Here is a 24894-nt window from a genome sequence, read left to right as displayed (position 1 = left end):
CCAAGCAGAACCCTACGTCTGGAAGTAGATCAAGGTCAACGGCCCGCTCGTCATCGGTGTCTTGCTTCGTCATACGGCCCGCCGATTTCGCCCACGAGATCGAACCCAAAATCAAGCTTGAGGATCGCAGCCCGCTTCCGCTCTAGGCTGTAGGCCCCGCCGTAGCTCTTCGTTTGGCCGAAGGCTGACCCTTCAATGCCTTCGGTGCCAGTGTGCCCGACGATGCTCGCGATATCCTCCACTGCGACCCCGTTGGAGCGGAGGCAAGCGATCACCGTGTGCCGCCAGACGTGGGTCGACCGCCCCTCTTTCCAGAAGCCAAGCTTCTGCAAATAGTCGCCCCAGAAGCGGGTCGCGCCCTCGCTCTTGCGATGTTTGCCCAGCCGGAACTCGACGAACACCCGCCTCCCCGGCCAACTCGCTTGCCGATCCGTCACGAACTCCTTGAGCCCCAGCTCCAACAGGCGCGGATGCAGCGGCACGTCTCGGATCGACGAAGCGTTCTTGACCGACTTTCCCTTGGATCCGTCCTCTCCGATCTCCCTCACCTTCAGATGCGGGATCTCAGCTTCGAAGTCGAAATCGCTAGGCCCGAGTTGCGAGAGCTCGCCTGCCCGCAGTCCTGTGTGCATGAACAGGAGGGCTGACCACCACTCGCCCCCTCTCGCGATGCAGGTCCCTGGCGTTTTGACCCGCTTCCGACCCAGGTGTCCGGCGAACAAGGGGGTGGCCAGCAGTGCGACCAGCTCGTCCTTCGAAAATGGTGGAGGCGTCCTACGAACAATCCCTTTCGGTCTCGGGATCTTCGCAACGTCGGCCGGGCTGGTTGGGATCAACCTGTCTTCGACTGCCCACGAGAAGAAAGTCTGGATGCCACGCCAATAGCGGGTCGAGGTCGCGTATGCGATCTGACGCTCGGGGTTCCCCGTCAGCCGTTTCTTGAACGGCAGCGCCTTGCCCTGCAGGGTCTTGTCCAGCCGCTGCAGGTCGTCTCGGAAAGCCTTCATTTGCTCTGCGGTTATGGTCCGAAGGTCGGTCTCGCCACCCACGAAATCGCGGAGCCATCCCAGGCCTCGCCGTAGTTCAGTGATGTGTGATGCCCCCACTTTCCGCGCCTCGGTCCGCGCCAGATAGGTCTCGCCAGCGGCGGCCACCGTTACACTCGTCGAGGTGACGACGGAGACAGCCTGCGCCATGGTCCGGCTGAGCGGCCGCTCGGCGTCGAACAAGTCATCATAGGCCTCGTACCGCCGGGCCGGTTCGGAAAGCCTGTGCATGCGAAGACGCAGCATCTCTCGACTGACCCTCGCTCCCAGTTCGTAACTGAGCGACTGAAGTTGAACAGGTAGTGGTAGGGCGGCAGGGCCATGTCCTAGCATTTGCTCGGCGGTAAGCTGCGTATCCCCGGCAAAGGTGTTGTTGCGGAGCTCGTCGTCGATCATCTCGATGGCGATGCGAGACATCTCGATCTCGTACCCGGCGGCCTCTTCCAATCGCTCGGGATCAAACCCTCGGGGCCTGAGCCTGTCTGCCTCAGCAAGGTGGGCGAAGAAGTTTTGGGCGGCCTGTTCGAGGTCTTTTCGCGTCAGCATTTGCATCGCTCTGCACCGGTCCATCTGCATTTGAAACCACACCGTCGCAGCCGAACATCGTCGGCGCGCAAGTACGGGGTCCGCAGTTTGCAGCGATCTACGGAACTCCACCATGTGAAGGCGGGCCGCGAGATCGACCGGCAGCCGAAATCTGACGAGGTAGATCGCGCCCCGACGGGCGAGATGGGTCGGTCTGCCACCGGCCATCAGACGGCCTGTGTCGCAGTTGTGTGTCGCACCTGGGCGAAACAGGGGTTGGCGGTTTCAGGCCAACCGTTGATCGGATTGGATAATCCGGGAAGTTGGCGCACCCGACAGGATTCGAACCTGTGACCCCTGCCTTCGGAGGTTACTTGCGCGGCTTCGCACGGCGTTGTTTCGGCGGGGAAAATACCGCGTCGGGTTCTGGGGCTCCGGGACTATTCCGGGACTCCAGCTGCGCGCGCAGGCCGCTGTCGAGGGCGTGGGAATAGCGCAGGGTCGACTTGATGTCGGCGTGGCCGAGAAGCGTTTGGACCATGCGGATGTCGCCCGTCTCGGCCAGGGTGACCGTGCCGACGTGGTGGCGCGTGCCGTGGATCAGGCGAGGCTGGGTCAGACCCGCGCGTCTGGCGGCCGACCGGAGTCGGACGGCCATGCCCGATTTCGACACCTCGACCAGCTGGTCGGCGCCCCTCGCATCACGACCGGCGGTCTCGAACAGAATCGACGGGAGGCCGGCGGCCTTGGCCCGGCCGGCGCGGGCGGCGATCTCGCGGGCGTCGTCGGCGCGCAGGGGCAGATAGAGGGCGCCGCGTTTGCGCTTGTTGATGGCGAGGACCGGGCCGCCGGGCGCGTCGGGGATGAAGGCGTCAGGCGGAATGAAGGTCTCGCCGAAGCGCAGGCCATAGGTCAGCAGCAGGCGCAGGACGAACCGGGCCGTCGGATCGCATTCAGCCGACCAGGCCGCCTGCTGTTCGGCGCTGTAGAGCCGGATCTCAGTCTCGGGTTCTTTCAGGACCAGGGCCTTGTAGTCGACGACCGGCAGGCCGTGGACCTCCCACACGTCGCGCGCGCGAAACAGGACGCGGCGAATCGGGCGCATGACGTCGGCGTTGACGGTTGCGTTCGACAGGACGTGGCGCTTGGCCTTGTGCTCCTTCGTGTCCGCATGGCGGGTGAAGGTCTCGCCCCGGCGCTTCTCGATCGCGCGGGCGATGACCCGGGTCGTGATCTGGGAAATGGGCGTGTTCGGCCCGATCAAACGGGTGGCGATCGCGAGGCGGTGCTCGAGCTGATACGCGCTGGCCCGGTGCTGGCCGACCTCGGCCCACCATCGGCCGGCGGCCTGGTCCCAGGTCATCCCCGACCCGTCGTCCAGCGTGCCAAGCGCGGCCTGCTGGCGGATACGGCGTTCGACCTCCTCGGCCTTGCGCCGGGTCTCGACGCCGGTCGAGCCGTGGTAGCGCTGGCGCTTGTACTGGAAGTCGTAGGCCCAGAACCGGCTGTTCTTCGGCAGATAGACGGTCATGCAGGCTCCTCTTCCACGCGCGATCTAGCGGCGGTCAGCAGTCCCGGTTCGCGCCTTGCGCTGAGAGAACGGCACGACCGCCTGGGCGGTGTGGTTCGACCTCGGCCTGGGGTCCCGGACGGGGGCGGCACTTTCGGTCAGGAAGGCGCGGATGTCACCCTCGGTATAGGCGCGGTGGCCGCCGCCGCCCCGGCGCACGGCGCGGATGACGCCATCGTTCGTCAGCGCCCGCAGGGACTTGGTGTCGATGCCCAGCAGGGCGCAGGCCGCCTCGGCTGTCAGCAGGGCCGTGTCGGCGAAGGCTGCGCAGACGCGGGCCTCGGTGGCGGCGCCGAGGGTCGTCATCGCCCGCGCACCTGGATGCGAAAGGCGCAGAACCGGCGGAAGGTCAGTTCGGGCCACGTATCGCTGACGGAAAGGAACGCGCTGTACTTCGCAGCGCCGCGCGACTTCGCGACCACGTGACGCTCTGAAGGCAATTCCAGTTCGTCCCACCAGACGCGTACGGTGTAGGCGCGCAAGCCCTTGGCCTCCTGCTTCTCCCGAAGCCATTTCCAGACCGCAGCGATCCCCGCGTCGGTGACGTGGAAATAAGCCAGCCCGCCGGGCGATTCCTTTCCGTTGCGCATCCAAAACGGGGACTCCGCGAAGGCTTGGGCTTCGGCGCTACCGGCGTCCGTCGCGAAGTAGTTTCGATAGGGTTTGACGTGCGGACCGTCGGGGCGTCCGAGGGCGTGGTGCGCGAGATCGAACAGGGCGGCGGTCATGGTCACCCCTCGCCGAAGGGCGACGTGCCCTGGACACAGATCGGCGGATGGGTGACCCCCCAGCTGCGCAGCCAGACGCACCCGGTTCGCGCGACCTCGGCCCACTCTTCGTTCGTCAGCTGCCAGCACGAGATGACGTGCGGATTGTTATCTAGGTCGCGGTGGCGATGGATCGGCAGGTCCAGGACCGTGCCGGCGGCCTTGTCCTCGGGTGAACCGACCAGAACCGCATTCTGTTCGGGGAAGGGGATCGGCTCGGCCATCAGTTCCTCGCCTCCAGCTGGGCCAGCACGCGGACCCCTTCGGGCGTGGCGGACCAGCCGTCGCGGGTGCGGGTCATCAGGCGGTCGGCCTTAAGGGCGCGGATCGCCGAGGTGGTCTTGAGGCGCTGGAGGCTGTCGTCGCGCGCGTCGAAGGGCTGGCGCGGACGGGTCCGGCGGACGATCTCGGACAGGGTCAGGGCCGTGGTGCGGGTGGCGCGCAGGATTCGGGCGCGGCGGGCCGTGGCGGAGAAGGCGGGGGTCACTGGCGGACCCCGTAATTCTGACGCAACGTCGCGACATGAAACTGGACAGACTGACCATCAACGCGGGGATCGCCGGCGCAGTGATGATCGTGGCGGCGGGGGCATGGGCCTACTCTTCGCCAGCTCCGACCGAATCGGCGGACTTTGCCGCCTGGGCGCAGGCCATAGGCAGCGTCGCGGCGATCATGGCGGCCATCGGTCTGGCTGTGTTCGAGCGCAGCCGTTCGGTTGCCGACCGACAGGAGGAGGCGGGAAACCGCCTGAAGCGCGTCGCCAGAGGCTCCGCCTTTGCCTTTGGTTCGCTCGCTTCCGCCCTCCTCACTGCTGACGAGCGTGAACAGCGGGCGGACTGGACGCCTTGGACGGCTAAGGTCCTGTTGTCCGATGTTGAGGGCGCCCTTGAGAGCCTGACCCGCCTTCCGATCGACGAGATGCCCGATCCTGAGGCCAGCATCGCAGTACTCCATGCCATCGGCACAGGCAGGGCGGCGGCGGTGATGCTCGGTGTGATCATCGAGCATTTCGACCCCAAAGCGCCCGCGACGACCAAGGTCTTCCGCAAGCTTCTGATAAATATCACTGAAGCCGCGCAACAACACAGGCTCTCGATGCAGGCGGCGGGCGCGATCGACTGACATCCCTCACGCCGCCTGCATCAGGTGGCGGTCGCCCTCGCGCGATGGCGCGGCGACGCGGGTCAGGGCGGCGACCATGGCCTCGCGCCCGCCGCCCTTCAGCCAGGCGAAGCCCAGCGAGCGGTCGCGGGCGCCGTCGAGGCAGAGGGTGAAGATCTGGACGCCGCGATCACGCTGGCCAGCCGGGGCCGGGTCGGCGTCGCCACAGGCGATGTGGCGGCGGGCGCGGATGTCCTCGATCTCTTCGATCAGGATGCCCTGGCCCCGGCGCTTGCGGTCGACGTGGCGCGCGAGGGCGTCGAGGCTGGCGCAGACCGTCGGGCGGGCGACGTCGTCGATGCGGGTCAGGAAGGCGTAGTCGATGTTCTGAGACATCAGGCGGCTCCAGATTGAACGGGGTGGGGAAAGGGGGCCGGCATCACGGCCGGCAGCGGCGAGAAGTGCGGCGGCCTCGGACCAGGGGCGGGCCATCAGACCGACTCCTGCAGGCCCATCTGGCGGGCGAGGTCGGCGCGGGCCCTGGCGTAGTTGGGGGCGACCATCGGGTAGTCGGCGGGCAGGCCCCAACGCGCGCGATACTGTTCCGGCGACAGGTCGTAACGGGTGCGCAGGTGGCGCTTCAGCGACTTGAACTTGCGGCCGTCCTCCAGGCAGACAATGAAGTCGGGATCGATCGACTGCCGGATCGGCACGGCCGGAACGCGCCGGTCGGCGATGTCGGCCACCGGCGGCTCGCTGGCCTCGTGTTCGTCCTCGCCTTCCGCGACCTCGGCCTCGACGTGGGCCTCGACAGGGTCATGCCAGTCGCCGGTTACCGTCAGGCGGTCGCACCGCGCCGACATCATCATGGTCTCGATCGCGGGCAGGGTCAGGCGTTCCAGCCGGTAGCGCGCACCCTGCGATCCGCCGCGCGTGACTAGCTGGGCCAGTGCCGCCCCGGCGAGGCCCGGCTCGGACAGGGCCAGCGCGCCGAATGCCGCCTCGACCAGGGCGTCCAGGCCTTTGTTCGATCCGTCGCCGTCGAAGGCCTCGGCGAAGGGCTTGGCGCCAGACCGGGCGTCGGCCAGGGCCTTCAGCATGTCCTCGGCGAAGCGCGCCACGACCTCACGGTCGCGGGCGACCGCCGCGCGTTCGCGTTCGACGCGCCACTGGGCCTCGCGCTCGAAGGCGCTCGGGGGGATCAATGCGGGGGCTTCTTCGGCTGCGTGGCCGTGGTCGGCAATGACCTGGGCGACCAGTTCGGGCTCGGCCTCGGCAATCGCGTCAAGGGCAGTCGATGGAGAGTTCAGCCAGTGTGTGGCGTAGCGGCCGCTGTCGGCCAGTCGTTCAGCAAGGTCCGGGCCGCCGCCGGCGCGGGTGCGGACCTCGAACAGGGCGGCGGCCCGGTCGCCGCTGAAGAAGCCGAGGCCGGTCAGCCATTCGGTCAGGCCTTCGAACGAGTAGCGGACGGTGACGTGATGCAGCGGGCCGTGGCTGCGGAAACCGATCAGGCCGCGTTCCAGCAGGCGGCGCGTGACCGGGGTCGTCGGCACGGCATGGATCGGGGCGTAGTGGCCCGAGCCGATGGACGGTTCGCGCGCCCGTTCGATCCAATCGGCAATCTCGACCAGGGTCCGGGCTTCTGCGGCGGTGACGGAGGTGTCGAAACGCGCGGCCAGTGACGAACCAGATTCGCGGGGGTCCGGAACGTGATCGTGGATGGCGGTCGTGTCGCCCGCCGCCGCGCCGGGATCTATGCCGATGTGAACCAGCGGCGTGTCGTCGCGCGGGGTCATCAGGGACTTGAGCGCGGCCTTGTAGCCGAGGTGGTCGGGGTCATCCTCGGGCAGGGCCATCCGGGCGCGGTCGTTGGGCGACAGCTGGCGCAGGCGCAGGCGGTTCTGGACGAGCTTCTGGGACATGCCGATCTCGGCGGCGATTCCGGCGGTCGTCATGCCGTGGGTGTCGATCAGGTCGGCGAAGGCGTCGGCTTCCTCCAGCGGCGTCATGTCGGCGCGGACCATGTTGGCGGTCAGCTGGGAGAGGCGGGTTTCCTTTGCGTCGGTCTCCTGGATGCTGATCGGCACGGGCGTGGACAGGGGCCAGTCGCCCGCGTCCATGACCAGCCCCGCCGCGCGCCAGCGACGCTCGCCATCGGTGATGATGAAGCGGCCCTTGACCTCGGGATGGGAGCGGACGGCGATGGGCTGGACGATGCGGCCCCGCGCGATCAGGGAGTCGCGAAGCTCCTCCAGATCGGCGACGGCCTGATCAGAGGTGAAGTCCTTCCTCGGCTGGTCCGGGTCGGGAATGAGGTCGGCATGGAAGGCGTGGGTGACGCCGAGGCCGTCGGCGGCGTCCGGGTTCTCGGCGCGGTCGAGGGCGGCGAGCTGGTCCTCGGCATGCTCGGTCAGGGCCGGATTTGAAGTCTCGCTGATCAGGCCCGCCTCCCACAGGACGGTCAGGTCGCGGATCAGGTTGTTCGGGTGGCGATTTGCGCGGCGCGCGAGGTCCGCCTTGGACGACCATCCGCCGGTGGCGATGGCCCGCAACAGGGGCGCCGAGGTGAAGGCGACGGGGTTCAGTTCCATGGGATCGGGTCCGGTGTTGCGGGTGACGCCGGGCGTCAGCGGGCGTGATGTGAAAGGCGCTCGCGGATGGGAGCGAGGGCTTCGGGCGACAGGCGCGCGTTCGCGGTCGGCGACCGGCGGGCGAGAGTGGTGTCGAGGAAGCGCAAGGCCCGCCCCGCCTCGGCCGGGCCGCGCTCGATCGCGCGGTCGGCCCAGACTGCCCAGGCGACGACAGGATCAGAGGGGGCCTGTTTCGACATCAGGCGGTCCGCCGAGCCAGGGCGGCCGGCAGGGCGCGGAAATAGGCCAGGCCGGCCGGGGTGAAGTCGGCGCTACAGGCGATGCAGCGCAGGTCGGCGTTCAGGTAGCGTCCGCCGCAGCGCGGACAGTCGGACTTGCCGGCGGCGAGGTTGGGCGGCGGGGCGGCGTCCACGGGTCAGCGTCCGAAGAGCCGCGCGACCAGAACGGTCGCGGCGATCAGGACGGACAGAACGACGGTCGTCACCATGCCCGTGCGCGACGGCGATGCGAGGGTCAGGATACCGCCGGGCCGAGACGCTGGCCCGCGCTGTTCCGCCGTGTTCGCGGCCTCGCGCAGGTCGTGGGCGGGCTGCATGCAGCCGGGGAAGGCCTGTTCCGCGACCAGGGCGTCGGCGGCCGTCCGGCAGTCGTCGGGACGCAGGCGGAACGGAACCCCCGCGACGATGACGGCGACGCAAGGGTTTCCGGCGATGTCGCGTAGCGGCCAGCACAGGCAGGGCGCGGCGGGGTTGTTCTCCAGCGTCAGCAGTAGGGCGGAGACCAGTTCGGCCCGTTCGGCATCGGTCCGGGCCGCCACAGTCGCCGACAGGCGAACCTGATTCGCCTCGACCGGCGCCGTGGCGGCGGGCGTGGCGCGGGTGAAGTCGAGACCGCCCGGCGCACCGGCGATCGGACGGCGCGGGAAGTGGAAGATCTGGGCGGTGTGGGTGACGGACATCTGGGGCGCTCCCGGTGAATGGGTGCGCCCGCGCCGGGCCGATCGATGCGGTGGCTACTCCGCTGGGATCACCGCGCCGGTCAGGAGGGGGAAGTGTCTCCGGCGCGATCGCCCGGCGCGGGCGACGGCGCAGTTTCATCATAAGTGAAACATAGCCGTCAACGCGTTTTTTCATTTCCTGTGAAACTGCGTCCGAAACTGACGCACCGGCTATCGACTCTGGTTCACTTCGCGGGAATCAGTGACCCATTAACTTGCCGGGAGGGCGGATGTCGGATCTCTATGTCATTCAGCCATATCGCCGCACAGAAGGGCGCCTGGAGGCCGATCTGCCCCTGTCTTGCGGGTCCGAAGACGAAGCAGCCAAGCGGGGGAAGGCCATGGCTCATCGTGTTGCCGGGGTCGCCTTTTTCAGGATCGACACCTCGGCCTCGGGAGACCAGTGGACAGAGATTGAGTTGCTTTCGACGGTAGGCGACGTGCCGGAGGACGACGCGGCGTGAGTGCCGCTTACCAAAACGCCGGCCCCGTGAAGGGCCGGCGTTGCCGACGCTAAAGTGTCAGGCCCATCTGCCGTCTGCTCGGCCGTCGGTCCTGCGCGGTGACTTTACCGGACGAAGATGCTGGCCGTGGCGCCCGGCGTACCCGTGCCGGTGCACTGGAACTCCTTGGTGACCAACGTCGTCATGCAGCCTGATGACCCCATGTAGGTGCACTGGGAAGTCGTGCCGCCGAATGCTTCCGCGCCAGAATATCCCCAAGTCGCACACCGCTGCCTCGCCAAGGTGAGTCCTTGGGCGTCATCTACGGTCGGTACTTCCAGCAGCCCGACCTCATAGGAGAGCCGAACAGTGCCGTCGGACCGACTCCCGCCGGTGGCCTGCCATGTCTTTGCCGTCGCACACCCTGCGACGACTACCAGCGCTACCGCGAGCGTGGCCCATTTCAACGATTTCATTTTAACCCTCCCAACGCCCTCCCGGCGCGAGCGTCGACGGTAGCCGACAATCTCCGGCTGAGTCTATCAGAGTTGAGCGTGAGCCCGCCTCCGGCTGGTTCCAGGCGCAGCGAGCGACGGGTCGCGGGCGAAGATCCAAGAAAGATTAGCGCGCCGCTCGTTTGGGTTGGGTCGCCGCGTCGGGTTCGGCGATGGGCGCGCGGGTGACCTCTGCCACGGCTGCGGTCAGCCGCCGAAGGCTCATCGCGTCGTCGGGGTGCATCAGAAGCTCATGCGGCGCGATGTTCAGCAGCGCCGAAATCTCTTCGACATTGTCCCGGCGGTACGGTTGTAAGCCGTGCCACAGCTTGTGGGCGGTCCCGCGCGGGTAGTCGAGTTTCGTGACCAGGTCGAACTGCTTAAGCCCGACGGTCGCGAACCACTCTTGCAGATACCAGTCATGCTTTGACGGCGTTGCCATTTTCCAATGATGTGAAACGGCGTCGAAAATGTAGTTACCCGCTAAGCGAAAAATGTCGCTTGACGATTGTTTCACTTGCGGTGAAACCGGGGCATGCTCTTCGCTGATTTCCGCCGCGAACGCGGCCTGACCCTCGCCCAGACCTGTGCTGAACTCGAACTGTCCGAGAAGTCGGTCGGGTGGCTCTCGGACATCGAGTCCGGCAAGCGCGACGCCTCGCTTCGTCTGGCCCTCCGGATCCAGCGATGGAGCGGGGGAGCGGTCACGGCCGAGAGCGTATGTTCCGAACTGCGAGATCATAGGGCGGGTCCATCTGCTGACCCCTCCTCTGTGGCGCCGTCCGATTCGCTTGGCGCCGGTGCAAAATCCGGAGCTTTGCAATGAGCCGCGCCCTGACCGAGGGCGAGATCAAGGCCCTGTTCCGCCAGCTGGTGAAGGCCGCCGGCGGCGTCGAGGCGGCGGCGATTGATCTGGGGTGCAAGCATCAGCGGGTCAGCCTGCTGCAATGCGTGCGGGCGCCGGACATGCCGAGCTTCCGACAGATCCTGACGCTGGAGGCCGTGGTCGGACGGGCCATCGTCACCGGGGCGGCGGCCCGCGCCATTGAGGGCGAGGCGGACGACCAGCTGAAGGATGCGATGATCGAAGCCGTCCAGGCGTCCGCCGAGGCGCTGGGCAGCGTCCACGCCATGGACGCCGACGGATCGCGCACCGAGGCGGAAATCCGCGACGTCCAGCAGCGGACCCAGAAGATGCTGCGCGAGGCGCAGGAAGCGGCGGACGCTGCGGCGCGGCTGAAGCCGGGCGCGGTGCTGCAATGAGGCGGCCCCGCCCCACCATCCCCGGCGTGCGCACGCGCGGCGACTGGCGCGGTCTGGTCGATCTGGCCCTGAGCTGCGCCGCCGACGGCGAGGCGGCCGAGGCGCGCGGCGAACCCGGGGGCGACATCTTCATGTCCGCCAACCGCCGTCGCATGGACCTGGCCCGGCGTTGCGGTCACGCGACGCCCGAGGTGCTGGAGCGCGAAGGCGGGTCGGTGACCGGCGATGTGGCGCGGGCGCTGGTGCGGATCGGGCGGGCGTGGTCGCGGCCCGAGACGCCGGGCGAGACGCGCGCCGAACTGACCCCCCTGTTGAAGGCGGTCGCCGGGTTCCTGGACGCGCGGCTGCACGCCCTGGCCACGACCGATTTCCAGCGCGCCCATCTGGGCCGGCCCGAGGTGGCGTGATGACGGATGGCTCACTGACCGCCGCCCATGTGGCCGTGGCCCTGGTGGCGGCGGCGAAGATCACCGGGGCGGACGCCTCGCGCGTGTTCGAGGACGGACCGGGCCATCGGCGGACCCGGACCATGGCCGCCGCCGGGCTGGTGGCGCGGCTGGGCTGTTCCCGGCGTGCGACCGCGCCGATGTTCAGGGTCTGCGCGCCGGAACTGTCGCCGTCGATGCTGACGCGCGCCGGAGTCACGTCCGATCACCTGCTGATCGTCGCCGAGGCGTTGCATGCCCACGGCCTGACCGAGGGCGACGCCCTGCGCACGCGGTTCCTGGCGACCGAAGGCTGTTCGCCCGCCTTGATCGAACCGGCGCGGGCGCAGACGGCGAAGCCATTGGCGGCGCCTCGCACGGCAGCCGCGCGCCGCGAGACGGGGTCCGCCGGTCGGACCGTGCGCATCAGGCCGATCACGGGCCAGATCGTAGGCTGGGCCGGGTGGTTTCTGGAGGCGGAGATCTGGACTGCGGAAGAGGTTGCGGACCTGTTCGACGTCGATCCCGAGGCCCTGCTGACCGCGCTGGAAGCGGACTGCGAAGACGCGAACGCGACGCGCGCGGGAGTGGCGGCATGACGATGACGAACCCGGTTCGCCTCGATCCCGCCGCGCAATGGACGCTGGACAAGGTCATCGGCTGGCGGCGGGTGCGCATGCCGTGGTCTGCGATCGCGCGCAACCTGGGCCTGCCCGTCGGGGCGGTGAAGGCCCTGTATGCGGTCGTCGACGGGGGCGGACCTGTCGCACCGGTCACGGCGTCCCCCGATACCGCGCGCCGCGCGCCGTCGCCCCGCCCGGCGGTCCTGACGCCTGCCCGCGTGGACCGGGCGGGTCGCAAGAGTCCGGGTCGTCCGCCGATGCCGCCTGTGCGCCTGGCCGACGAGATGAAGGACGTCTGTCTGGCCCAGGCCTGTCGCCTGATGGCCTTTCCCGAGGAGGCGCTGGAACGGGGCGCGCGAGGCAGCACACGGGTGCGCATTCTGGCGGCGTCGGGGTTCGCGCACTGGTCCAACCAGTCCAAGGCCCGGGTCGCCCCGGTGTTCGGCGTACGGGGTCAGGGAATGGCCCCGTCAGGGCTGGCCGCCTATCAGGTTTCGCAGGCGATGATCGCGGCGCTGACGTCCCGACTGTGGACCCTGGGGTTCAAGCCGTGAGCCGTTCCAGCACGGCCAATATGGCCCGGCGCCACGTCACCGACGCGGGCGTGCCCTTGTTGACCCTTGACGGGGGGGGGCTGGCATGAAGCCCGAGGGTTTCAGCGCGGTGATGGCCATGCGCCAGCCGACCGCTCCGGATGATCTGGATTACTTCCCCACCCCGCCGTGGGCCGCGCGGGCCGGTGGCGAGCTGATCCGCAGCATTGATCCGCAGGCGCGCACGGCCTGGGAGCCGGCGTGCGGCGGCGGCCACATGGCCCACGGGCTGGCGGATTACTTCGGCGAAGGCGTCTGGCCGACCGACATTCACGACCATCAGGGGCCGATCCGGCCGCGCTTCATTGGCGATTTCGTGCGCGGTGATTTCGACGCGGTCGGTGATCCGCGCGCTGACTGGATCGTGACCAATCCGCCCTTCGTGCTGGGCGAGGCCTTCGTGAGGGCCGCCTGGGCGCGGGCGCGGCGCGGGGTAGCGATGCTGTTGCGGCTCCAGTTCCTGGAGGGTGCGGCGCGGTTCCGGCTATTCAACGAGCTGCCGCTGTATGCGGTCGCGCCGTTCGCCGAGCGGGTGCCGATGGTCAAGGGGCGATGGGACCCGACCGCGTCCAGCGCGACGGCCTATGCCTGGTTCCTCTGGATCAAGCCGGGGGTCGAGGGGTTCGGCGCCGCGCCCCGGGTGATGTTCATCGCGCCGGGCACGCGGACGCGGCTGGCGCGGCCCGACGACGTGACGATGTTCGTGGGGCTGACCGAGGCCCCGTTGCTGGCGGGCGTGGAGGGCGGGTCATGAAAGACCTGTTCGGAGAGGTCCCTGAGCCGGTCGACGACAAGGCCCCTGTGACCATCGCCCTGACCCTGAACGACCAGTCCGACGCGGCGTGGCTGCTGTCGGACGTGGGCGGGCGGTTGCGGCCGAAGTGGGCGCCGAAGAGCCAGATCAAACGCGGCGAAGGCCGTGACGAGAACCTGTGGACCATGCCGCGCTGGCTGGCCCGCGACCGGGGGTGGATGTGAGCCTGCAGTCTGCGTTGAACACGTTGAGGGAAGAGCGGCGGCGGGTCGTGGAGGCGCGCGCGGCGGTGTTCGCGGATGCGGACCTGCACGCATGCGCGCCCGGCCACAGGCGCGCCCTGCTGAGGCAGATGGCGAACGAGCTGGTCGAGCATGACCGGGCTATCGCCTTGCTGGACCAGATGTCGGCGGGCGTGGCCGCGCCGGTCGATGCGATGGAGCGGCACGACTGTGTGAAGCGGCTGCATGCGGCCGGGCGGGTGCGCCTCTCAGTCGGGACACCTAAGGTCAACCGCAAAGGAGCGATTCCCTATGGCGATAACCAAGGTGATGCGGAACCGCGTCTTCGTCCGCGACGGACTGATCTGTCGATATTGTCGTCGGCGCTGCACGGTGTTGACCAACCCAGCCCATCAGCCGCCCGAGACTGCGACGGTGGATCACCTGGACCCCGCGGCGGGGGATGCGGAGGACAATCTCGCGACGGCGTGCAAGTCCTGCAACAGCCGAAAGAACCGGAAAACGGTCGACGAGTTCGAGCGCTGGATCTGTCGCAACGACCCGGAAGAAACCCGGATCTAGATCTCGACTTACGGTCGGCGGGGGCGCTGTCATGAGCGACGTCGCCGTGACCTGGGCGAAGGCCCAGACCTGCATCAGCGTGCTGAAGGGCCGCCGTGGCCCCGATGGCGTGGTTGGCTCCGACAAGACGCGGGCGGACAGCAATGCGAAGGCCGTGCTGGTCGCAATGGCCTCCTATGCCGACGCCGAAGGTCGCGCCTGGGTGCTGGTCGACGTGCTGGCCATGGAGATCGACAAGGATCGCCGCATGGTCGAGCGCGGTCGTCAGGCGCTGGTGGCGGCCGGGTTGCTGCTGCCGACCGGTGACACGCATCTGTACATGGGCCGGCGCGTGCCGATCTATCGTATGCCGCTAGAGCTGGGCCACGCGTCCACCGTCCGGCGACGTATTGCCGAGCGGGAGGCTGCCGCTCTGGCGTCTGCGCCCCCCGTCACGGGTGACGGGTCAAGGCCCTCGCGCCCCCCGTCACCCGTGACGGGTGACCCCCGTCACGGGCGTCGCGCTCCCCCCGTCACCGGTGACGGGCAAATAGGGAAGGGAATCTCTCAAGATCAAACACAGGGCGCGCGCGCGAGCGAACCGGATTCGCGAGCCGGGGTCAGCGCGCCTTTTGAGGCGGCGCTCGCGGCATGGTCCGCCAAGGCTCCGGAGCGGGCGAGCCGTCCGCTGGCCTGGGACGCATGGATCGCGGCGATCGAGCGGGCCGGGCTGAGCGAGGCGGACCTGTCGCGGGCCGTGCTGGCCGCCGTGGCGAGGGACGCCGACTTCGGACGCGGCAAGGCGATGAACTTCCACCGCTGGCTGACCGAAGGCCGGTTCGAGCCGTGGCTGGTCGTCCAGGGCCGGCGGCAGCCGTCGGGTCTGGCCAGCGCATGGGACGGACCCGCTGAGGTGCGCGAGGCCGTGGTGCAGGCGCTTGGCGGGGAGGCGGCGGCGGTCAGCTATCTCGACCCGGCATTGTGGGACGGCGGACGGCGCATCGTGCTGGCGGCGGGTCGGACGGCGGCGGATCGATTGAGGCGCGACGCGGGCCGGGCGCTGAAGGCGCTGGGCGTCGGCGTCGAGGTTCGGAATTCAGACAACAGCAGTGAACGGGTGCGCGCATGACGATGATCGAGAACGAGACGCCCGGCCTGACCTGGTTCGCGGCACGGACGCGGCCGGGGCACGAGGTCGCCGCCGTCGACGGCCTGCGCCAGCTGCGGTTCGACGTCTATCTGCCGAGCGAGAAGCGGCTGAAGCGCCTCCAGGGTCGGACGCGGGTCGTGGCCCGGCCGCTGATCCCCGGCCTGATGTTCGTGGGTCGCGGGCCGGATGCGCCGATGATCCACACGGCCGTTAGCGTGACCGCCGTTCAGGACCTGGTCCGGCGGGTCAGCGGTGAGCCTGCCGAGATCCGCAGGGAGGCGGGGCGTCATCCGGTCTATGCGTTGCAGGCGATGGAGGCGGCGGGCGACTTCGACCACACGCCCCGCACCCGCAGCTGGGCAAAGGGCGAGCGGGTCAAGATCACGGCCGGGTGCTTCACCGGCCTGATCGGCGAGGTTATGGCCGCCCGGGAGGGCGAGCGGGTTCATGTCCTGCTGTCGGGCCTGTTCGCCGGCAAGAGCGGGGTGCCGGTCGATCCGAAGTATTTGGTAATCGAAGATACGAGATCAGCGGCTTGACCCGAATCAGTGATCGGTCGCATCTAACCCACAACACCCGCAAGGGTGACGGTCACGGCTTGGGGCATACGCGCCCGTCCCGACAAGGGCCTCCAGCGGAGGCGAGCCCCCGGAGAAGCAGCGGTCCTGGCGGACCCCTCGCTTCTCACGATTCAGAAAATGCGCCCGCCGTTCTGGTCAGCCCGGCCCGGTGCAAGTGATGCCCACGATGCCCCCAACCTTTCGGCCCGCAGGCAACCTGTCGCGGCACGAGGCGAACCGGACATACGATGCCCGTCGAGGCTCGGCCCGGGATCGTGGCTACGACAGCCGCTGGGACAAGGCGTCTCGCGGACACCTGCGCAGCCATCCACTCTGCCGCTACTGCGAGCTGGTCGAAGAGATCACGGCCGCAACGCTGACCGACCACTTCTATCCCCACTGCGGCGACCAGACGATGTTCTGGAATAGCCGCTACTGGGTCAGCAGCTGCAAGCCCTGCCACGACGGCTTCAAACAACGCATCGAACGTCAGGGTCGAATGGCCCTCGATCACCTCGCGGCACGGCTCGGCCTGCCGCCACTGCAAACCGCACCGTCCTAGAGCGGCCTGACCGGGCGAGGGCTCGAACCAACCGACCGACCTGCGCTGGGCTGCGTGAAGTAAGGCGCGCGGCCTGATGGCGTCAGACCCGTGGTGCGGCGGCCTCGGCCGATTGAACGGGCAAGGCGGTCACACCCGGCACCCACCCCCGGGGGTGGTCAAATCTCTGGGACCCTTCCGTCCCGGACCGGCGGGGGCGCACAATTATTTCGCCCGCGAGTTTCCCGAAACTTTTTTTTGGAGGCCAGCCATGCGGCGAGGGCCTAAGCCGGCTCCGGCCGCAATCAGGGAAGCCAAGGGCAACCCAGGCAAGCGCAGGCTGGCCGTCGACGTGGCGGCGACGCTGGCGGCGACGTCGGGCGTCGCGGCACCCGAGTGGCTGAAGGGCGAAGGCCTGAAGGTCTGGAAGCGCCTGGCGCCGAACGTCGCGCGCCTGAAGCTTCTGACGCCCGTCGATGCCGAGAGCTTCGCCCGATACTGCCGCAACTTGGCGCGGTGGCTGAAGATGCAGGCCGTCCTGGACAAGGAGGGCGAGACCTATGAGAGCGAGAGCGCGCACGGCAAACTGAAGCGCGCGCACCCCGCCTTCCTGATCGGCGACCGGCTGGCCCGGCTGCTGGAGTCGCAGGAAGCGGTGTTCGGACTGAACCCGGCTGAGCGTCAGCGGATCTTCGCGTCCAGGACGATGACGCCGGATCCGGCGGGCGACCTGTTCGGCGTGCGGCGCGAAGCCGATGCGTCGGGCGCCGTCGCCACTCCTGCCGCACCCGCCAGCCCGGTTGGGCTGTTGAACTGATGGCGCCGGAGCGGCCGAGGGCGGTCGGGACGGCGGCGATCTGGAACACGGTCGCGGCGCGCTGGGAAGTCGGACCAAACTGGTACGATCAGCGGGCGGCCGACGCGGCCGTGGCGTTCTTTCACACCCACCTGAGGTTCACCGAAGGGGAATGGGCCGGTCGGCCGTTCCTCCTGGAGGCCTGGCAGGAACACGACATCATCCGGCCGCTGTTCGGCTGGAAGCGGGCGGACGGGACACGGCGGTATCGTCGGGCCTTCGTCTGGGTCCCCCGCAAGAACGGCAAGACGGAACTGGCCGCCGGGGTGTCGCTGTTGTGCCTGCTGGGCGACGGCGAACTGGGCGGTCAGGTCTATTCGATCGCGAAGGACAAGGATCAGGCCCGGCTGGTGTTCGCCAAGGCGGGCGCGATGGTCAACCTGTCGCCGACCCTGTCGGACCTGCTGCAGACCTTCAAGCCGTCGATCTACTGCGCCGAGCTGAACGCCAGCTTCAAGCCGCTGTCCGGGAACGCCTCGGGCAAGCACGGTTTGTCGATGTCGGGCCTGATCGGCGACGAGATCCACGAATGGGCCTCGGGCGATCTCTACACCTTCGTCCACCAGTCGTCGGTCGCCCGCCGCCAGCCGCTCGAGTTCCTGATCTCAACGGCCGGCCAGCGGATGGGGTTCGGCTGGGAACAGTTCGAATACTGCGTCAAGGTGCAGGACGGCGTCGTCGAGGACGATGAGACCCTAGTGGTCATCTATGCCGCGCCAAAGGACTCGGACTGGACGTCCGAAAAGACCTGGGAGGCGGCGAACCCGAACTATGGGGTCAGCGTCAAGCCCGACTATCTGAGGGCGGAATGCCAGCGGGCGCAGGAGTCGCCCCGGCTTGAAAACGACTTCAAGCGCTATCACCTGAACATCTGGACCGAACAGGCGGTCCGCTGGCTGCCGATGGATCGGTGGCGCACCCTGGCCGGGCCGGTCCACTGGTCCGATATGGCCGAGGCTAACCGGGGCCGCCGCTGCTTCGGCGCCGTCGACCTGGCCGCCACGACCGATCTGGCGGCCCAACTGCTGGTCTTCCCGCCGGATGACGAGGTCAAGGTCTGGCGCTTTGTCCCGCGCTTCTACGTTCCCGCCGCCGCCATCGCGAACCGGGTTCGCCGCGACCGGGTCCCCTATGACAAATGGGCGCGCGAGGGCGCCCTGATCGCGACCGAAGGCAACGTCGTCGATTACGATTTCATCAAGGCCCAGATCCTGGCCGACGCCGAGATGTTCCGGATCGAACGCTTCGGCTTCGATCCGTTCAACGCGACACAGGTGATGATCCAGCTGACCGGCGAGGGCCTGCCGACCGAGAAGGTCCGGCAGGGGTTCCTGACCCTGTCCAGCCCGTCGAAGGATCTGGAGCGGTTGCTGCTGAGCGACATGTTCGAACACGGCGGCCATCCGATCCTGGAGTGGTGTGCCGGAAACGTCGCGATCGAGACCGACGCCGCCGGCAATATCAAGCCGTCAAAGTCGAAGTCGACCGAGAAAATCGACGGCATCGCCGCCCTGGTCTCGGCCTTGGCCCTGGCCGGGTCGGAGGAAGCGGGCCCCGGGCCGTCGGTCTATCAGTCTCGCGGTCTCCTGATCCTCTGAGGGAGGGCGAATGGCTTTCTGGTCGAACTGGTTCAACGCCACCCCGGCCGCTCCCGCGCCGCGCAACGCCGCGTCGCACATGGACGGTGGGGTCGTCATCAATACCCCGGCCGATCTGGAAGAGGCGCTGCGGACCGGGTCTGTCTCGGCCTCGGGCGTCAGCGTCACGCCGACCAGTGCGATGCGGGTGGCGGCGGTCTATGCCTGCGTCCGGCTTCGGTCGGGCGTGGTGGCGAACATGCCGCTGCACATCAAGCGCAGAGTCGATGAGAGGACGCGGGAGGACGCATCCGACCACCCCCTGTGGACACTGATGCGTCGCCGGCCGAACCGCTGGCAGACGCCCTCGCAGTTCAGGCGGATGATGCAGGCGCACCTCCTGCTTCGCGGAGACGCCTACGCGATGAAGGTGGTATCACGCGGCGAGGTTCGCGAACTGATCCCGCTCCATCCTGACCGGGTCGAGTGCGTCCAGGCCGACGACCTGTCCCTGCAGTACACCTATACCCGGAAGGACGGCCGGAAGGTCCGACTGGCGCAATCCGAGGTGTTCCACCTGGTCGGGCTGACGCTGGACGGGGTGCACGGCGTCTCGGCCATCACCTATGCGCGCGAGACCATCGGCCTGTCATTGGCGATGGAAGATCATGGATCGACCACTTTCCGACAGGGCGCGCGGGTCAGCGCGGCTCTGAGCCACCCGAACAAGCTGGGGCCCGAGGGCCAGGCCTTGCTTCGCTCAAGCCTGGAACTGTTTAGGGCGGGTGGCGAGCGCGAAGGCAAGGCGCTGATCCTCGAAGAGGGCATGACCTACACGCCGATGGCCATGACGGCCGAGGACGCGCAGTGGATCGAGAGCCGGAAGTTCTCACGCTCGGACATCGCCATGTTCTTCGGCGTCCCGCCGCATATGATCGGCGACACCGAGAAATCGACCAGCTGGGGGACGGGTATCGACGCCCAGACGCAGGGGTTCGTCACCTTCACCTCCGAAGACGATCTGACCACCTGGGAGGAGACGATCAACCGGGATCTGATCCCGGACGACGACGCGCTTTACGCCCGGTTCAACCGCGCCGCCCTGGTCAAGGGCGACATCAAGACCCGCTGGGAAGCCCATGTGAAGGCCCTGCAGTGGGGCGTCTCCAGCCCGAACGAAATTCGCGCGCTCGAGGACCAGAACCCTCGCGAAGGCGGCGACATCTATTATCCGCCGCCGAACACGGCCGGCGCGAACAGCCAAACAGGGGGTCGTGATGAGCCTGCGCAAACTGCCTGAGGCGAAGGCCTTCCAGAAGCCGTCCAACTTCCAGTGGGACGCTCCGTCGGACGTCCTGGCCAAGTGGGCCGATACCCCGCAGGCGGCCGAGGCCGACGACCCCAACACGGTCTCGATCTATGACGTAATCGGCGAGGACTGGTGGACCGGCGGCGGCTTCACGGCCAAGCGCATGGGCGCAGCCCTGCGCTCGATCGGCACCAACCCCGTGACCGTCAAGATCAACTCGCCCGGCGGCGACATGTTCGAGGGCATCGCGATCTACAACCTGTTGCGGGATCATCCCGCCAAGGTGACGATCGAGGTGATGGGCTGGGCCGCTTCGGCCGCCTCGATCATTGCCATGGCCGCCGACGAGATCCGCATGGGCCTCGGCACATTTATGATGGTTCACAACGCCTGGGGCGTCGTGGTCGGGAACCGTCATGACATGCGCGACGGCGCTGACCTGTTCGACGGTTTCGACAGCGCCATCGCCGATATCTACGAAGCCCGCACGGGCATGGACCGCAAGGCCATCGTGAAACTGATGGACGCGGAGACCTTCATGGGGCCGTCGGAGGCCGTGAAGAACGGCTTCGCCGACGTCATCGACGAGGGCCGCAGCGCCCCGTCCGAGGCCTCGGCATCCCACACTCCCGACCGGGCTGTCATGGCCCGCCGAAAGGTCGAGGCGGCCCTGGCGAAAGCCGGACTGTCTCGCGGCGACCGTTCCGACGTCCTCGCCGAACTGACTGCGACCCCGCGTGATGCAAGTCGCCCCGCCCCGGCCGCGCGCGATGCAGGCCCCTCCGCCGCTGATCTCCAGCGGCTCATCGATACCATCAAGGCCTGAGGAGGGCCCACCATGAAAACCATCCTGATCCTGACCGCCTTGGCGGTCTGCTTCGCCACGGCGTTCGACCCGAGCGCCGCATTCGCCATGACCGCCCTGCCGCATGCGGCCGGTGGCGGCGAGCACCCTGTGCTGATGGCGGCCCTCGCGTCCGTCCTCGCCATCGGCGCTCCACGCGTTCGGGGCGTCGTCTCTGCCCGGGCCGAGCCGCGAGCGGCGACCGAAATCCTGAACGAACTGACCGCGACGTTCGAGACCTTCAAGGCCGAACAGAACGAGAAGCTGGCAGAGCTGAAGAAGGGTCAGGACGATGTCGTGAAGACCGAAAAGGTCGACCGCATCAACGCCGAGATCACCAAGCTCCAGAAGGCCCTGGACGACGTCAACGCGGTTCAGGCTGCGATGCGTGTCGGCGGCGCCGGCAAGGATATTGATCCTGCCGCGGCCGAGCATGAAGCGGCATTCAACCGCTTCTTCCGCAAGGGTATCGACAACGGCCTGCACGACCTCGAGGTGAAGGCCAAGCTGACGACGCAGTCCGATCCGGACGGGGGCTATCTGGTTCCGGAGGAGATGGAGGCCGGGATCGACCGCGTTCTGGGCAGGGTCTCGACCGTGCGCGGCCTGGCCCGCGTGATCAACATCTCGACCGACACCTACAAGAAGCTGGTCAACATGGGCGGCGCGTCGTCCGGCTGGGTCGGCGAGGAACAGGCCCGGCCGGAGACCAACACGCCGACACTTCGCGAGATCGCGATCAACACCAAGGAACTGTACGCCAACCCGGCGGCCACCCAGACCTCTCTGGATGACGCGGCTATCGACATCGCAGCCTGGCTGGCTGACGAAGTGTCGATCGAGTTCGCAGAGCAGGAAGGCGCCGCGTTCGTAAGCGGCGACGGCGTCCTGCGCCCTCGCGGCCTGCTGTCCTACACGAACGTCGCGAACGGTTCCTACGCCTGGGGCGGGCTTGGCTTCATCGCCTCGGGCGGCGCCGCCGCCTTCGCCGCCTCCAACCCGGCTGACGCCCTGGTTGACCTCTACTATGCGCTCAAGTCCGGATACCGGAACGGCGCCTCGTGGTTGATGTCGGACGCCGTCATGGCGACCGTCCGCAAGTTCAAGGACGGCCAGGGAAACTACATCTGGGCTCCGCCGGCAAACTCAGCCGAGGTCGCCACGATCCTGGGCAAGCCGGTTCAGAATGACGACAACATGCCCGCCCTGGGCGCGAACAACTTCCCCGTCGCATTCGGCAACTTCCAGCGCGGCTACCTGATCGTGGACCGCATGGGGGTTCGCGTTCTGCGCGACCCGTACACCAACAAGCCGAACGTGATGTTCTACACGACCAAGCGCGTCGGCGGCGGCGTGGTCAACTTCGAGGCGATCAAGCTTCTGAGGTGCGCCGCCTGATCGCCCGGGCGGGACTGGCGTCGCCGGTCCCGCCCATGCCTTGCCGACCCTCTTCCATCCGTTTCATCGAAAGGTCAGGTCCATGAAAGACCTCCACTCCTATCTGTCGCCCATCGCGGCACTGATCCCCGCCGTCCAGGCGGCCACCGCAACCTCCGCTGCCATCGATCTTCAAAGCTTCAACAGTGCCGAAGTTCTGATCCAGACCGGTGCGATCGTCGGGGCCGGTGACTTCACGGTCAAGATGCAGCACTCGGACACCACCACGTCGGGTGATTTCGCCGATACCGCAGCCGCCGACCGCCTCGGAGCCTTCCCGGCTTCGCTGGTGGCCGACAGCGTCTATCGGGTCGGCTACAAGGGCGGCAAGCGCTACATCCGCACCGTGGCCACGAAGAACGGCGGCACGTCGATCATCGCGGGTATCTCCGTGCTGCGCGGCCACCCCACCGACACCCCGGTCGCCTAAGACCATGACGCGGCCGTTCGCCTATTCCCCTGTGCGGACGGTCGCGCCTGCGGTCACGCCGGTCACCCTGGCTGAGGCCAAGGCTCACCTGCGGGTCGATCACACTGACGATGACTCCCTGATCGGGGTCTTGATCGAGGCCGCGACCGGGCATCTGGACGGATGGTCCGGCGTGCTGGGTCGGGCCCTGGTGACCCAGACGTGGTCGCAGGCTTTCGATGCCTTCGCCGATCCGCTGCGGCTTCCCATGCTGGCGAAGACCGTCGCGTCGGTGACCTATGTCAATCAGGCCGGGGCGACCATCACGGTCTCGTCGGCCGACTATGTTCTGGCCGCCGATGCCCTCGGTTCGTTCGTCGAGTGCGCTTACGGGGTGACGTGGTCTTCGCCGCGCGACCAGACCCGGGCCGTGACAGTGACGTTCACGGCGGGCGAGGCCGCCGCATCGGTTCCGTCCGCGATCAAGGCCGGGATCCTGCTGATGGTGGGCGACCTGTATGCGAACCGGGAGGGCGTGGTCACCGGCACGATCACGGCCATCAACCCGACAGTTTCGGCGCTGATCGCGCCCTATCGCCGCGTCGGCGTCTGACATGCGTGCCGGATCTCTGGACCGCCGCATCGTTCTCCAGCGGTTCACAGAGACGCGGGACGAATACAATGAGCCAGTCCTGGCCTGGGCGACGCTGGCGACCCGCTGGGCGTCCTATGAGCCGATCCGGGACGGAGAGAAGTTCAGCGCGTCGGAAACGGCGGCCAGCCTGTCGGCCCGGTTTGTCATCCGGCATTCGTCTGCGGTTGCAGACCTTAATCCCAAGGACCGGCTGACCTTTGAAAGCGTCGTCCATCAGATCCTGAACGTGAAGCCAATCGGCCGGCGCGAGGGCATCGAGATCACGACGGCGGCCAGGGCGGACTGATGGCAAAGGTGACGGAGCGGGTCGAAGGTTTGGCCGACCTCGACAAAGTGCTGGGCGAGCTGGGTAAGGCGACAGGGCGGAACGTATTGCGCCGGCTCGCCGTCAAGCGGTTAGAGCCGATGGCCGAGGAAGCGCGTCGGCGCGTACCCGTAGAGGACTCTGACCTTAAGGACAGCATCGCCGTTTCGACGAACCTCGCAGGATACGCCAAGCGCCTGAACAGCCGCAGCAAGAGCGAAGCGCAGGCATCTATGGGCCCCGCGGGTCGCGGCGACGGGAAGGCCCCTCCGCAAGGCTCGCTGCAAGAGTTCGGCACTGTAAACCATCCGCCGCAGCCGTTCATGAGACCGGCCTGGGACAGCGGCAAGGGCGAGCTGCTGGACGCGATCGCCGACGATCTCTGGTCCGAGATCAGCAAAGCCGCGGCCCGCAAAGCCAAAAAGGCCGCCCGACTGGCCGCGAAGGGGTAGCCGATGGAACCCGCCCTAATCGCCAAACTGCTGGTCTCGGCCGGCGTGACTGCCCTGGTCTCGACCCGGATCAACTGGGGTCGTCGCCCGCAAGGCTCGCCCCTGCCCTGTGTTGTCCTGACCCGGGTCGACGGGTCACCCGACGTTCACCACGGGGGCCGGTCGGGTCTGGTCCAGAGCCGCGTCCAGGTGGACTGCTGGGGAGTGTCCTATGGGGCAGCCAAGGCCGTCGCCCGGGCGGTCGAGACCGCCGTTACGGCGCAGACTTTCACCCAAGGAACCATCCGGTTCGACGTCATCCTGATCGCCGACGAACGCGACAGCACCTTCGACGAAATCACCCCGCTTTTCCGCACGTCTCTGGATCTGATGGTCCAGAGCGCCAACGCTTCCTGAAGGAGAATCCCCCATGGCTGCCTCTGCCTCTGTCAACGGGTTCGGTACGATCTTCGCTTATGAGTCCGCCACCTCCGTCTTCACGGCGCTGGCCGAGGTTCTGTCGGTCACCCCGCCCTCGCTCAACGTCGAGACCGCCGAGACGACCCATATGGGTTCTGACGATGGGTATCGTGAATACATCGCGACCCTGAAGGACGGTGGCGAAGTGACCGTGAACCTGAACTATGTCGAGGCCAGCGCAACCCTGTTGCAGACGCTGATCAACGCCGGGATCGAGACGTTCAAGATCACCTTCCCCGGTTCCTCGACCTTCACCTTCACTGGCATCCCGACCGCCTTCGCATTCGATGATGTCGTGATCGATGACAAGATCGTCATGAGCCTGACCATCAAGGTCACGGGCAAGCCGACGTATCTGGCGGTCTAA

35 protein-coding genes and 3 pseudogenes are annotated in these 24894 nt (G+C 67.7%); 23 read left to right on the top strand and 15 right to left on the bottom strand.

Annotated features, from left to right (window positions below; genetic code table 11):
• Positions 1-50 precede the first annotated feature (50 nt).
• The 7 genes and pseudogenes from ACP7A5_RS08640 to ACP7A5_RS08610 form a co-directional block, all read right to left on the bottom strand.
• Positions 51-1598 (bottom strand): tyrosine-type recombinase/integrase, encoded by a 1548-nt coding sequence (locus ACP7A5_RS08640; RefSeq protein WP_426041551.1) that lies wholly within the window; start codon positions 1596-1598, stop codon positions 51-53.
• 15 nt (positions 1599-1613) lie between these two features.
• A pseudogene (locus tag ACP7A5_RS08635) lies at positions 1614-1799 on the bottom strand (DUF6538 domain-containing protein); the annotation flags it as partial.
• A gap of 142 nt (positions 1800-1941) precedes the next feature.
• Positions 1942-3102, bottom strand: coding sequence for a tyrosine-type recombinase/integrase (locus ACP7A5_RS08630; RefSeq protein ID WP_426041537.1), 1161 nt, complete (start codon positions 3100-3102; stop codon positions 1942-1944).
• A gap of 24 nt (positions 3103-3126) precedes the next feature.
• Complete coding sequence (locus ACP7A5_RS08625) at positions 3127-3447, bottom strand: helix-turn-helix domain-containing protein (protein WP_426041536.1); 321 nt, start codon at positions 3445-3447, stop codon at positions 3127-3129.
• A complete protein-coding gene (locus ACP7A5_RS08620; protein ID WP_426041535.1) occupies positions 3444-3869 on the bottom strand; it encodes a hypothetical protein in 426 nt (141 codons plus the stop codon). The genes ACP7A5_RS08625 and ACP7A5_RS08620 overlap by 4 nt, the downstream gene beginning before the upstream one ends.
• A gap of 2 nt (positions 3870-3871) precedes the next feature.
• A complete protein-coding gene (locus tag ACP7A5_RS08615; protein WP_426041534.1) occupies positions 3872-4132 on the bottom strand; it encodes a hypothetical protein in 261 nt (86 codons plus the stop codon).
• Positions 4132-4395, bottom strand: coding sequence for a hypothetical protein (locus tag ACP7A5_RS08610; RefSeq protein WP_426041533.1), 264 nt, complete (start codon positions 4393-4395; stop codon positions 4132-4134). Before ACP7A5_RS08610 ends, ACP7A5_RS08615 begins: the two co-directional genes overlap by 1 nt.
• A gap of 80 nt (positions 4396-4475) precedes the next feature.
• On the opposite strand from ACP7A5_RS08610, the gene ACP7A5_RS08605 reads away from it, so the two are divergent.
• The gene (locus ACP7A5_RS08605; protein ID WP_426041532.1) at positions 4476-5030 is read left to right on the top strand and encodes a hypothetical protein; all 555 of its coding nucleotides are present in this window, start codon (positions 4476-4478) and stop codon (positions 5028-5030) included.
• A 6-nt stretch (positions 5031-5036) separates the two neighbouring features.
• Here the strand turns inward: ACP7A5_RS08605 and ACP7A5_RS08600 are convergent, their stop codons facing one another.
• The 6 genes and pseudogenes from ACP7A5_RS08600 to ACP7A5_RS08575 form a co-directional block, all read right to left on the bottom strand.
• A complete protein-coding gene (locus tag ACP7A5_RS08600; protein WP_426041531.1) occupies positions 5037-5405 on the bottom strand; it encodes a hypothetical protein in 369 nt (122 codons plus the stop codon).
• A gap of 95 nt (positions 5406-5500) precedes the next feature.
• Positions 5501-5770, bottom strand: a pseudogene (locus tag ACP7A5_RS08595) (MucR family transcriptional regulator); the annotation flags it as partial.
• 1125 nt (positions 5771-6895) lie between these two features.
• A pseudogene (locus ACP7A5_RS08590) lies at positions 6896-7600 on the bottom strand (ParB/RepB/Spo0J family partition protein); the annotation flags it as partial.
• Between the two features lie 35 nt (positions 7601-7635).
• Complete coding sequence (locus tag ACP7A5_RS08585) at positions 7636-7839, bottom strand: hypothetical protein (RefSeq protein WP_426041530.1); 204 nt, start codon at positions 7837-7839, stop codon at positions 7636-7638.
• Entirely contained in the window at positions 7839-8012 is a 174-nt protein-coding gene (locus tag ACP7A5_RS08580; protein WP_426041529.1) for a hypothetical protein, read from the bottom strand. The genes ACP7A5_RS08585 and ACP7A5_RS08580 overlap by 1 nt, the downstream gene beginning before the upstream one ends.
• Positions 8013-8015: 3 nt before the next feature.
• Positions 8016-8558, bottom strand: coding sequence for a hypothetical protein (locus tag ACP7A5_RS08575; protein WP_426041528.1), 543 nt, complete (start codon positions 8556-8558; stop codon positions 8016-8018).
• A 269-nt stretch (positions 8559-8827) separates the two neighbouring features.
• Between ACP7A5_RS08575 and ACP7A5_RS08570 the strand changes: the two genes are divergently transcribed.
• Positions 8828-9061, top strand: a complete 234-nt coding sequence (locus tag ACP7A5_RS08570) for a hypothetical protein (protein WP_426041527.1) — start codon at positions 8828-8830, stop codon at positions 9059-9061.
• A gap of 104 nt (positions 9062-9165) precedes the next feature.
• Here the strand turns inward: ACP7A5_RS08570 and yecR are convergent, their stop codons facing one another.
• Together yecR and ACP7A5_RS08560 are read right to left on the bottom strand one after the other, a co-directional pair.
• Positions 9166-9516 carry a YecR family lipoprotein gene (yecR, locus tag ACP7A5_RS08565; RefSeq protein WP_426041526.1) on the bottom strand — a complete coding sequence of 117 codons (351 nt, stop codon included), beginning with the start codon at positions 9514-9516 and terminating at the stop codon, positions 9166-9168.
• A gap of 145 nt (positions 9517-9661) precedes the next feature.
• Positions 9662-10276, bottom strand: coding sequence for a hypothetical protein (locus ACP7A5_RS08560; RefSeq protein WP_426041525.1), 615 nt, complete (start codon positions 10274-10276; stop codon positions 9662-9664).
• An 80-nt stretch (positions 10277-10356) separates the two neighbouring features.
• Between ACP7A5_RS08560 and ACP7A5_RS08555 the strand changes: the two genes are divergently transcribed.
• From ACP7A5_RS08555 to ACP7A5_RS08455, 21 genes are all read left to right on the top strand, one after another.
• Positions 10357-10797 (top strand): hypothetical protein, encoded by a 441-nt coding sequence (locus tag ACP7A5_RS08555; RefSeq protein ID WP_426041524.1) that lies wholly within the window; start codon positions 10357-10359, stop codon positions 10795-10797.
• A complete protein-coding gene (locus ACP7A5_RS08550; RefSeq protein ID WP_426041523.1) occupies positions 10794-11204 on the top strand; it encodes a hypothetical protein in 411 nt (136 codons plus the stop codon). Before ACP7A5_RS08555 ends, ACP7A5_RS08550 begins: the two co-directional genes overlap by 4 nt.
• A complete protein-coding gene (locus ACP7A5_RS08545) occupies positions 11204-11821 on the top strand; it encodes a hypothetical protein (RefSeq protein WP_426041522.1) in 618 nt (205 codons plus the stop codon). The genes ACP7A5_RS08550 and ACP7A5_RS08545 overlap by 1 nt, the downstream gene beginning before the upstream one ends.
• Positions 11818-12399: a hypothetical protein gene (locus ACP7A5_RS08540; protein ID WP_426041521.1), complete on the top strand. Its 582-nt coding sequence runs from the start codon at positions 11818-11820 to the stop codon at positions 12397-12399. Before ACP7A5_RS08545 ends, ACP7A5_RS08540 begins: the two co-directional genes overlap by 4 nt.
• A gap of 85 nt (positions 12400-12484) precedes the next feature.
• Complete coding sequence (locus tag ACP7A5_RS08535) at positions 12485-13192, top strand: hypothetical protein (RefSeq protein ID WP_426041520.1); 708 nt, start codon at positions 12485-12487, stop codon at positions 13190-13192.
• Positions 13189-13416 (top strand): hypothetical protein, encoded by a 228-nt coding sequence (locus ACP7A5_RS08530; protein WP_426041519.1) that lies wholly within the window; start codon positions 13189-13191, stop codon positions 13414-13416. The genes ACP7A5_RS08535 and ACP7A5_RS08530 overlap by 4 nt, the downstream gene beginning before the upstream one ends.
• A 309-nt stretch (positions 13417-13725) precedes the next feature.
• Positions 13726-13995, top strand: coding sequence for an HNH endonuclease (locus ACP7A5_RS08525; RefSeq protein ID WP_426041518.1), 270 nt, complete (start codon positions 13726-13728; stop codon positions 13993-13995).
• Positions 13996-14026: 31 nt separating this feature from the next.
• A complete protein-coding gene (locus tag ACP7A5_RS08520; RefSeq protein ID WP_426041517.1) occupies positions 14027-15103 on the top strand; it encodes a helix-turn-helix domain-containing protein in 1077 nt (358 codons plus the stop codon).
• Entirely contained in the window at positions 15100-15663 is a 564-nt protein-coding gene (gene nusG / locus ACP7A5_RS08515; RefSeq protein WP_426041516.1) for a transcription termination/antitermination protein NusG, read from the top strand. Before ACP7A5_RS08520 ends, nusG begins: the two co-directional genes overlap by 4 nt.
• A 208-nt stretch (positions 15664-15871) precedes the next feature.
• Positions 15872-16246 carry a hypothetical protein gene (locus tag ACP7A5_RS08510; RefSeq protein ID WP_426041515.1) on the top strand — a complete coding sequence of 125 codons (375 nt, stop codon included), beginning with the start codon at positions 15872-15874 and terminating at the stop codon, positions 16244-16246.
• A 250-nt stretch (positions 16247-16496) separates the two neighbouring features.
• A complete protein-coding gene (locus tag ACP7A5_RS08505; protein WP_426041514.1) occupies positions 16497-17042 on the top strand; it encodes a phage terminase small subunit P27 family in 546 nt (181 codons plus the stop codon).
• Positions 17042-18679: a terminase large subunit gene (locus ACP7A5_RS08500; RefSeq protein ID WP_426041513.1), complete on the top strand. Its 1638-nt coding sequence runs from the start codon at positions 17042-17044 to the stop codon at positions 18677-18679. The genes ACP7A5_RS08505 and ACP7A5_RS08500 overlap by 1 nt, the downstream gene beginning before the upstream one ends.
• A 10-nt stretch (positions 18680-18689) precedes the next feature.
• Entirely contained in the window at positions 18690-19958 is a 1269-nt protein-coding gene (locus ACP7A5_RS08495) for a phage portal protein (protein WP_426041512.1), read from the top strand.
• Positions 19936-20793, top strand: coding sequence for a head maturation protease, ClpP-related (locus tag ACP7A5_RS08490; RefSeq protein WP_426041511.1), 858 nt, complete (start codon positions 19936-19938; stop codon positions 20791-20793). The genes ACP7A5_RS08495 and ACP7A5_RS08490 overlap by 23 nt, the downstream gene beginning before the upstream one ends.
• A gap of 12 nt (positions 20794-20805) precedes the next feature.
• Positions 20806-22209, top strand: coding sequence for a phage major capsid protein (locus ACP7A5_RS08485; protein WP_426041510.1), 1404 nt, complete (start codon positions 20806-20808; stop codon positions 22207-22209).
• Between the two features lie 82 nt (positions 22210-22291).
• Positions 22292-22678, top strand: coding sequence for a hypothetical protein (locus tag ACP7A5_RS08480; RefSeq protein ID WP_426041509.1), 387 nt, complete (start codon positions 22292-22294; stop codon positions 22676-22678).
• 4 nt (positions 22679-22682) lie between these two features.
• The gene (locus ACP7A5_RS08475; protein WP_426041508.1) at positions 22683-23270 is read left to right on the top strand and encodes a head-tail connector protein; all 588 of its coding nucleotides are present in this window, start codon (positions 22683-22685) and stop codon (positions 23268-23270) included.
• A 1-nt stretch (position 23271) separates the two neighbouring features.
• Positions 23272-23598: a phage head closure protein gene (locus ACP7A5_RS08470; protein WP_426041507.1), complete on the top strand. Its 327-nt coding sequence runs from the start codon at positions 23272-23274 to the stop codon at positions 23596-23598.
• Positions 23598-24068 carry an HK97-gp10 family putative phage morphogenesis protein gene (locus ACP7A5_RS08465; protein WP_426041506.1) on the top strand — a complete coding sequence of 157 codons (471 nt, stop codon included), beginning with the start codon at positions 23598-23600 and terminating at the stop codon, positions 24066-24068. Before ACP7A5_RS08470 ends, ACP7A5_RS08465 begins: the two co-directional genes overlap by 1 nt.
• A 3-nt stretch (positions 24069-24071) precedes the next feature.
• Positions 24072-24464, top strand: a complete 393-nt coding sequence (locus tag ACP7A5_RS08460) for a DUF3168 domain-containing protein (RefSeq protein WP_426041505.1) — start codon at positions 24072-24074, stop codon at positions 24462-24464.
• A gap of 13 nt (positions 24465-24477) precedes the next feature.
• Positions 24478-24894, top strand: a complete 417-nt coding sequence (locus ACP7A5_RS08455; protein ID WP_426041504.1) for a phage tail tube protein — start codon at positions 24478-24480, stop codon at positions 24892-24894.

The organism is Brevundimonas sp. TWP2-3-4b1 (genome assembly GCF_049897665.1).
Lineage (GTDB): Bacteria > Pseudomonadota > Alphaproteobacteria > Caulobacterales > Caulobacteraceae > Brevundimonas > Brevundimonas subvibrioides_B.
This window is presented reverse-complemented; position numbering and strand designations above follow the sequence as displayed.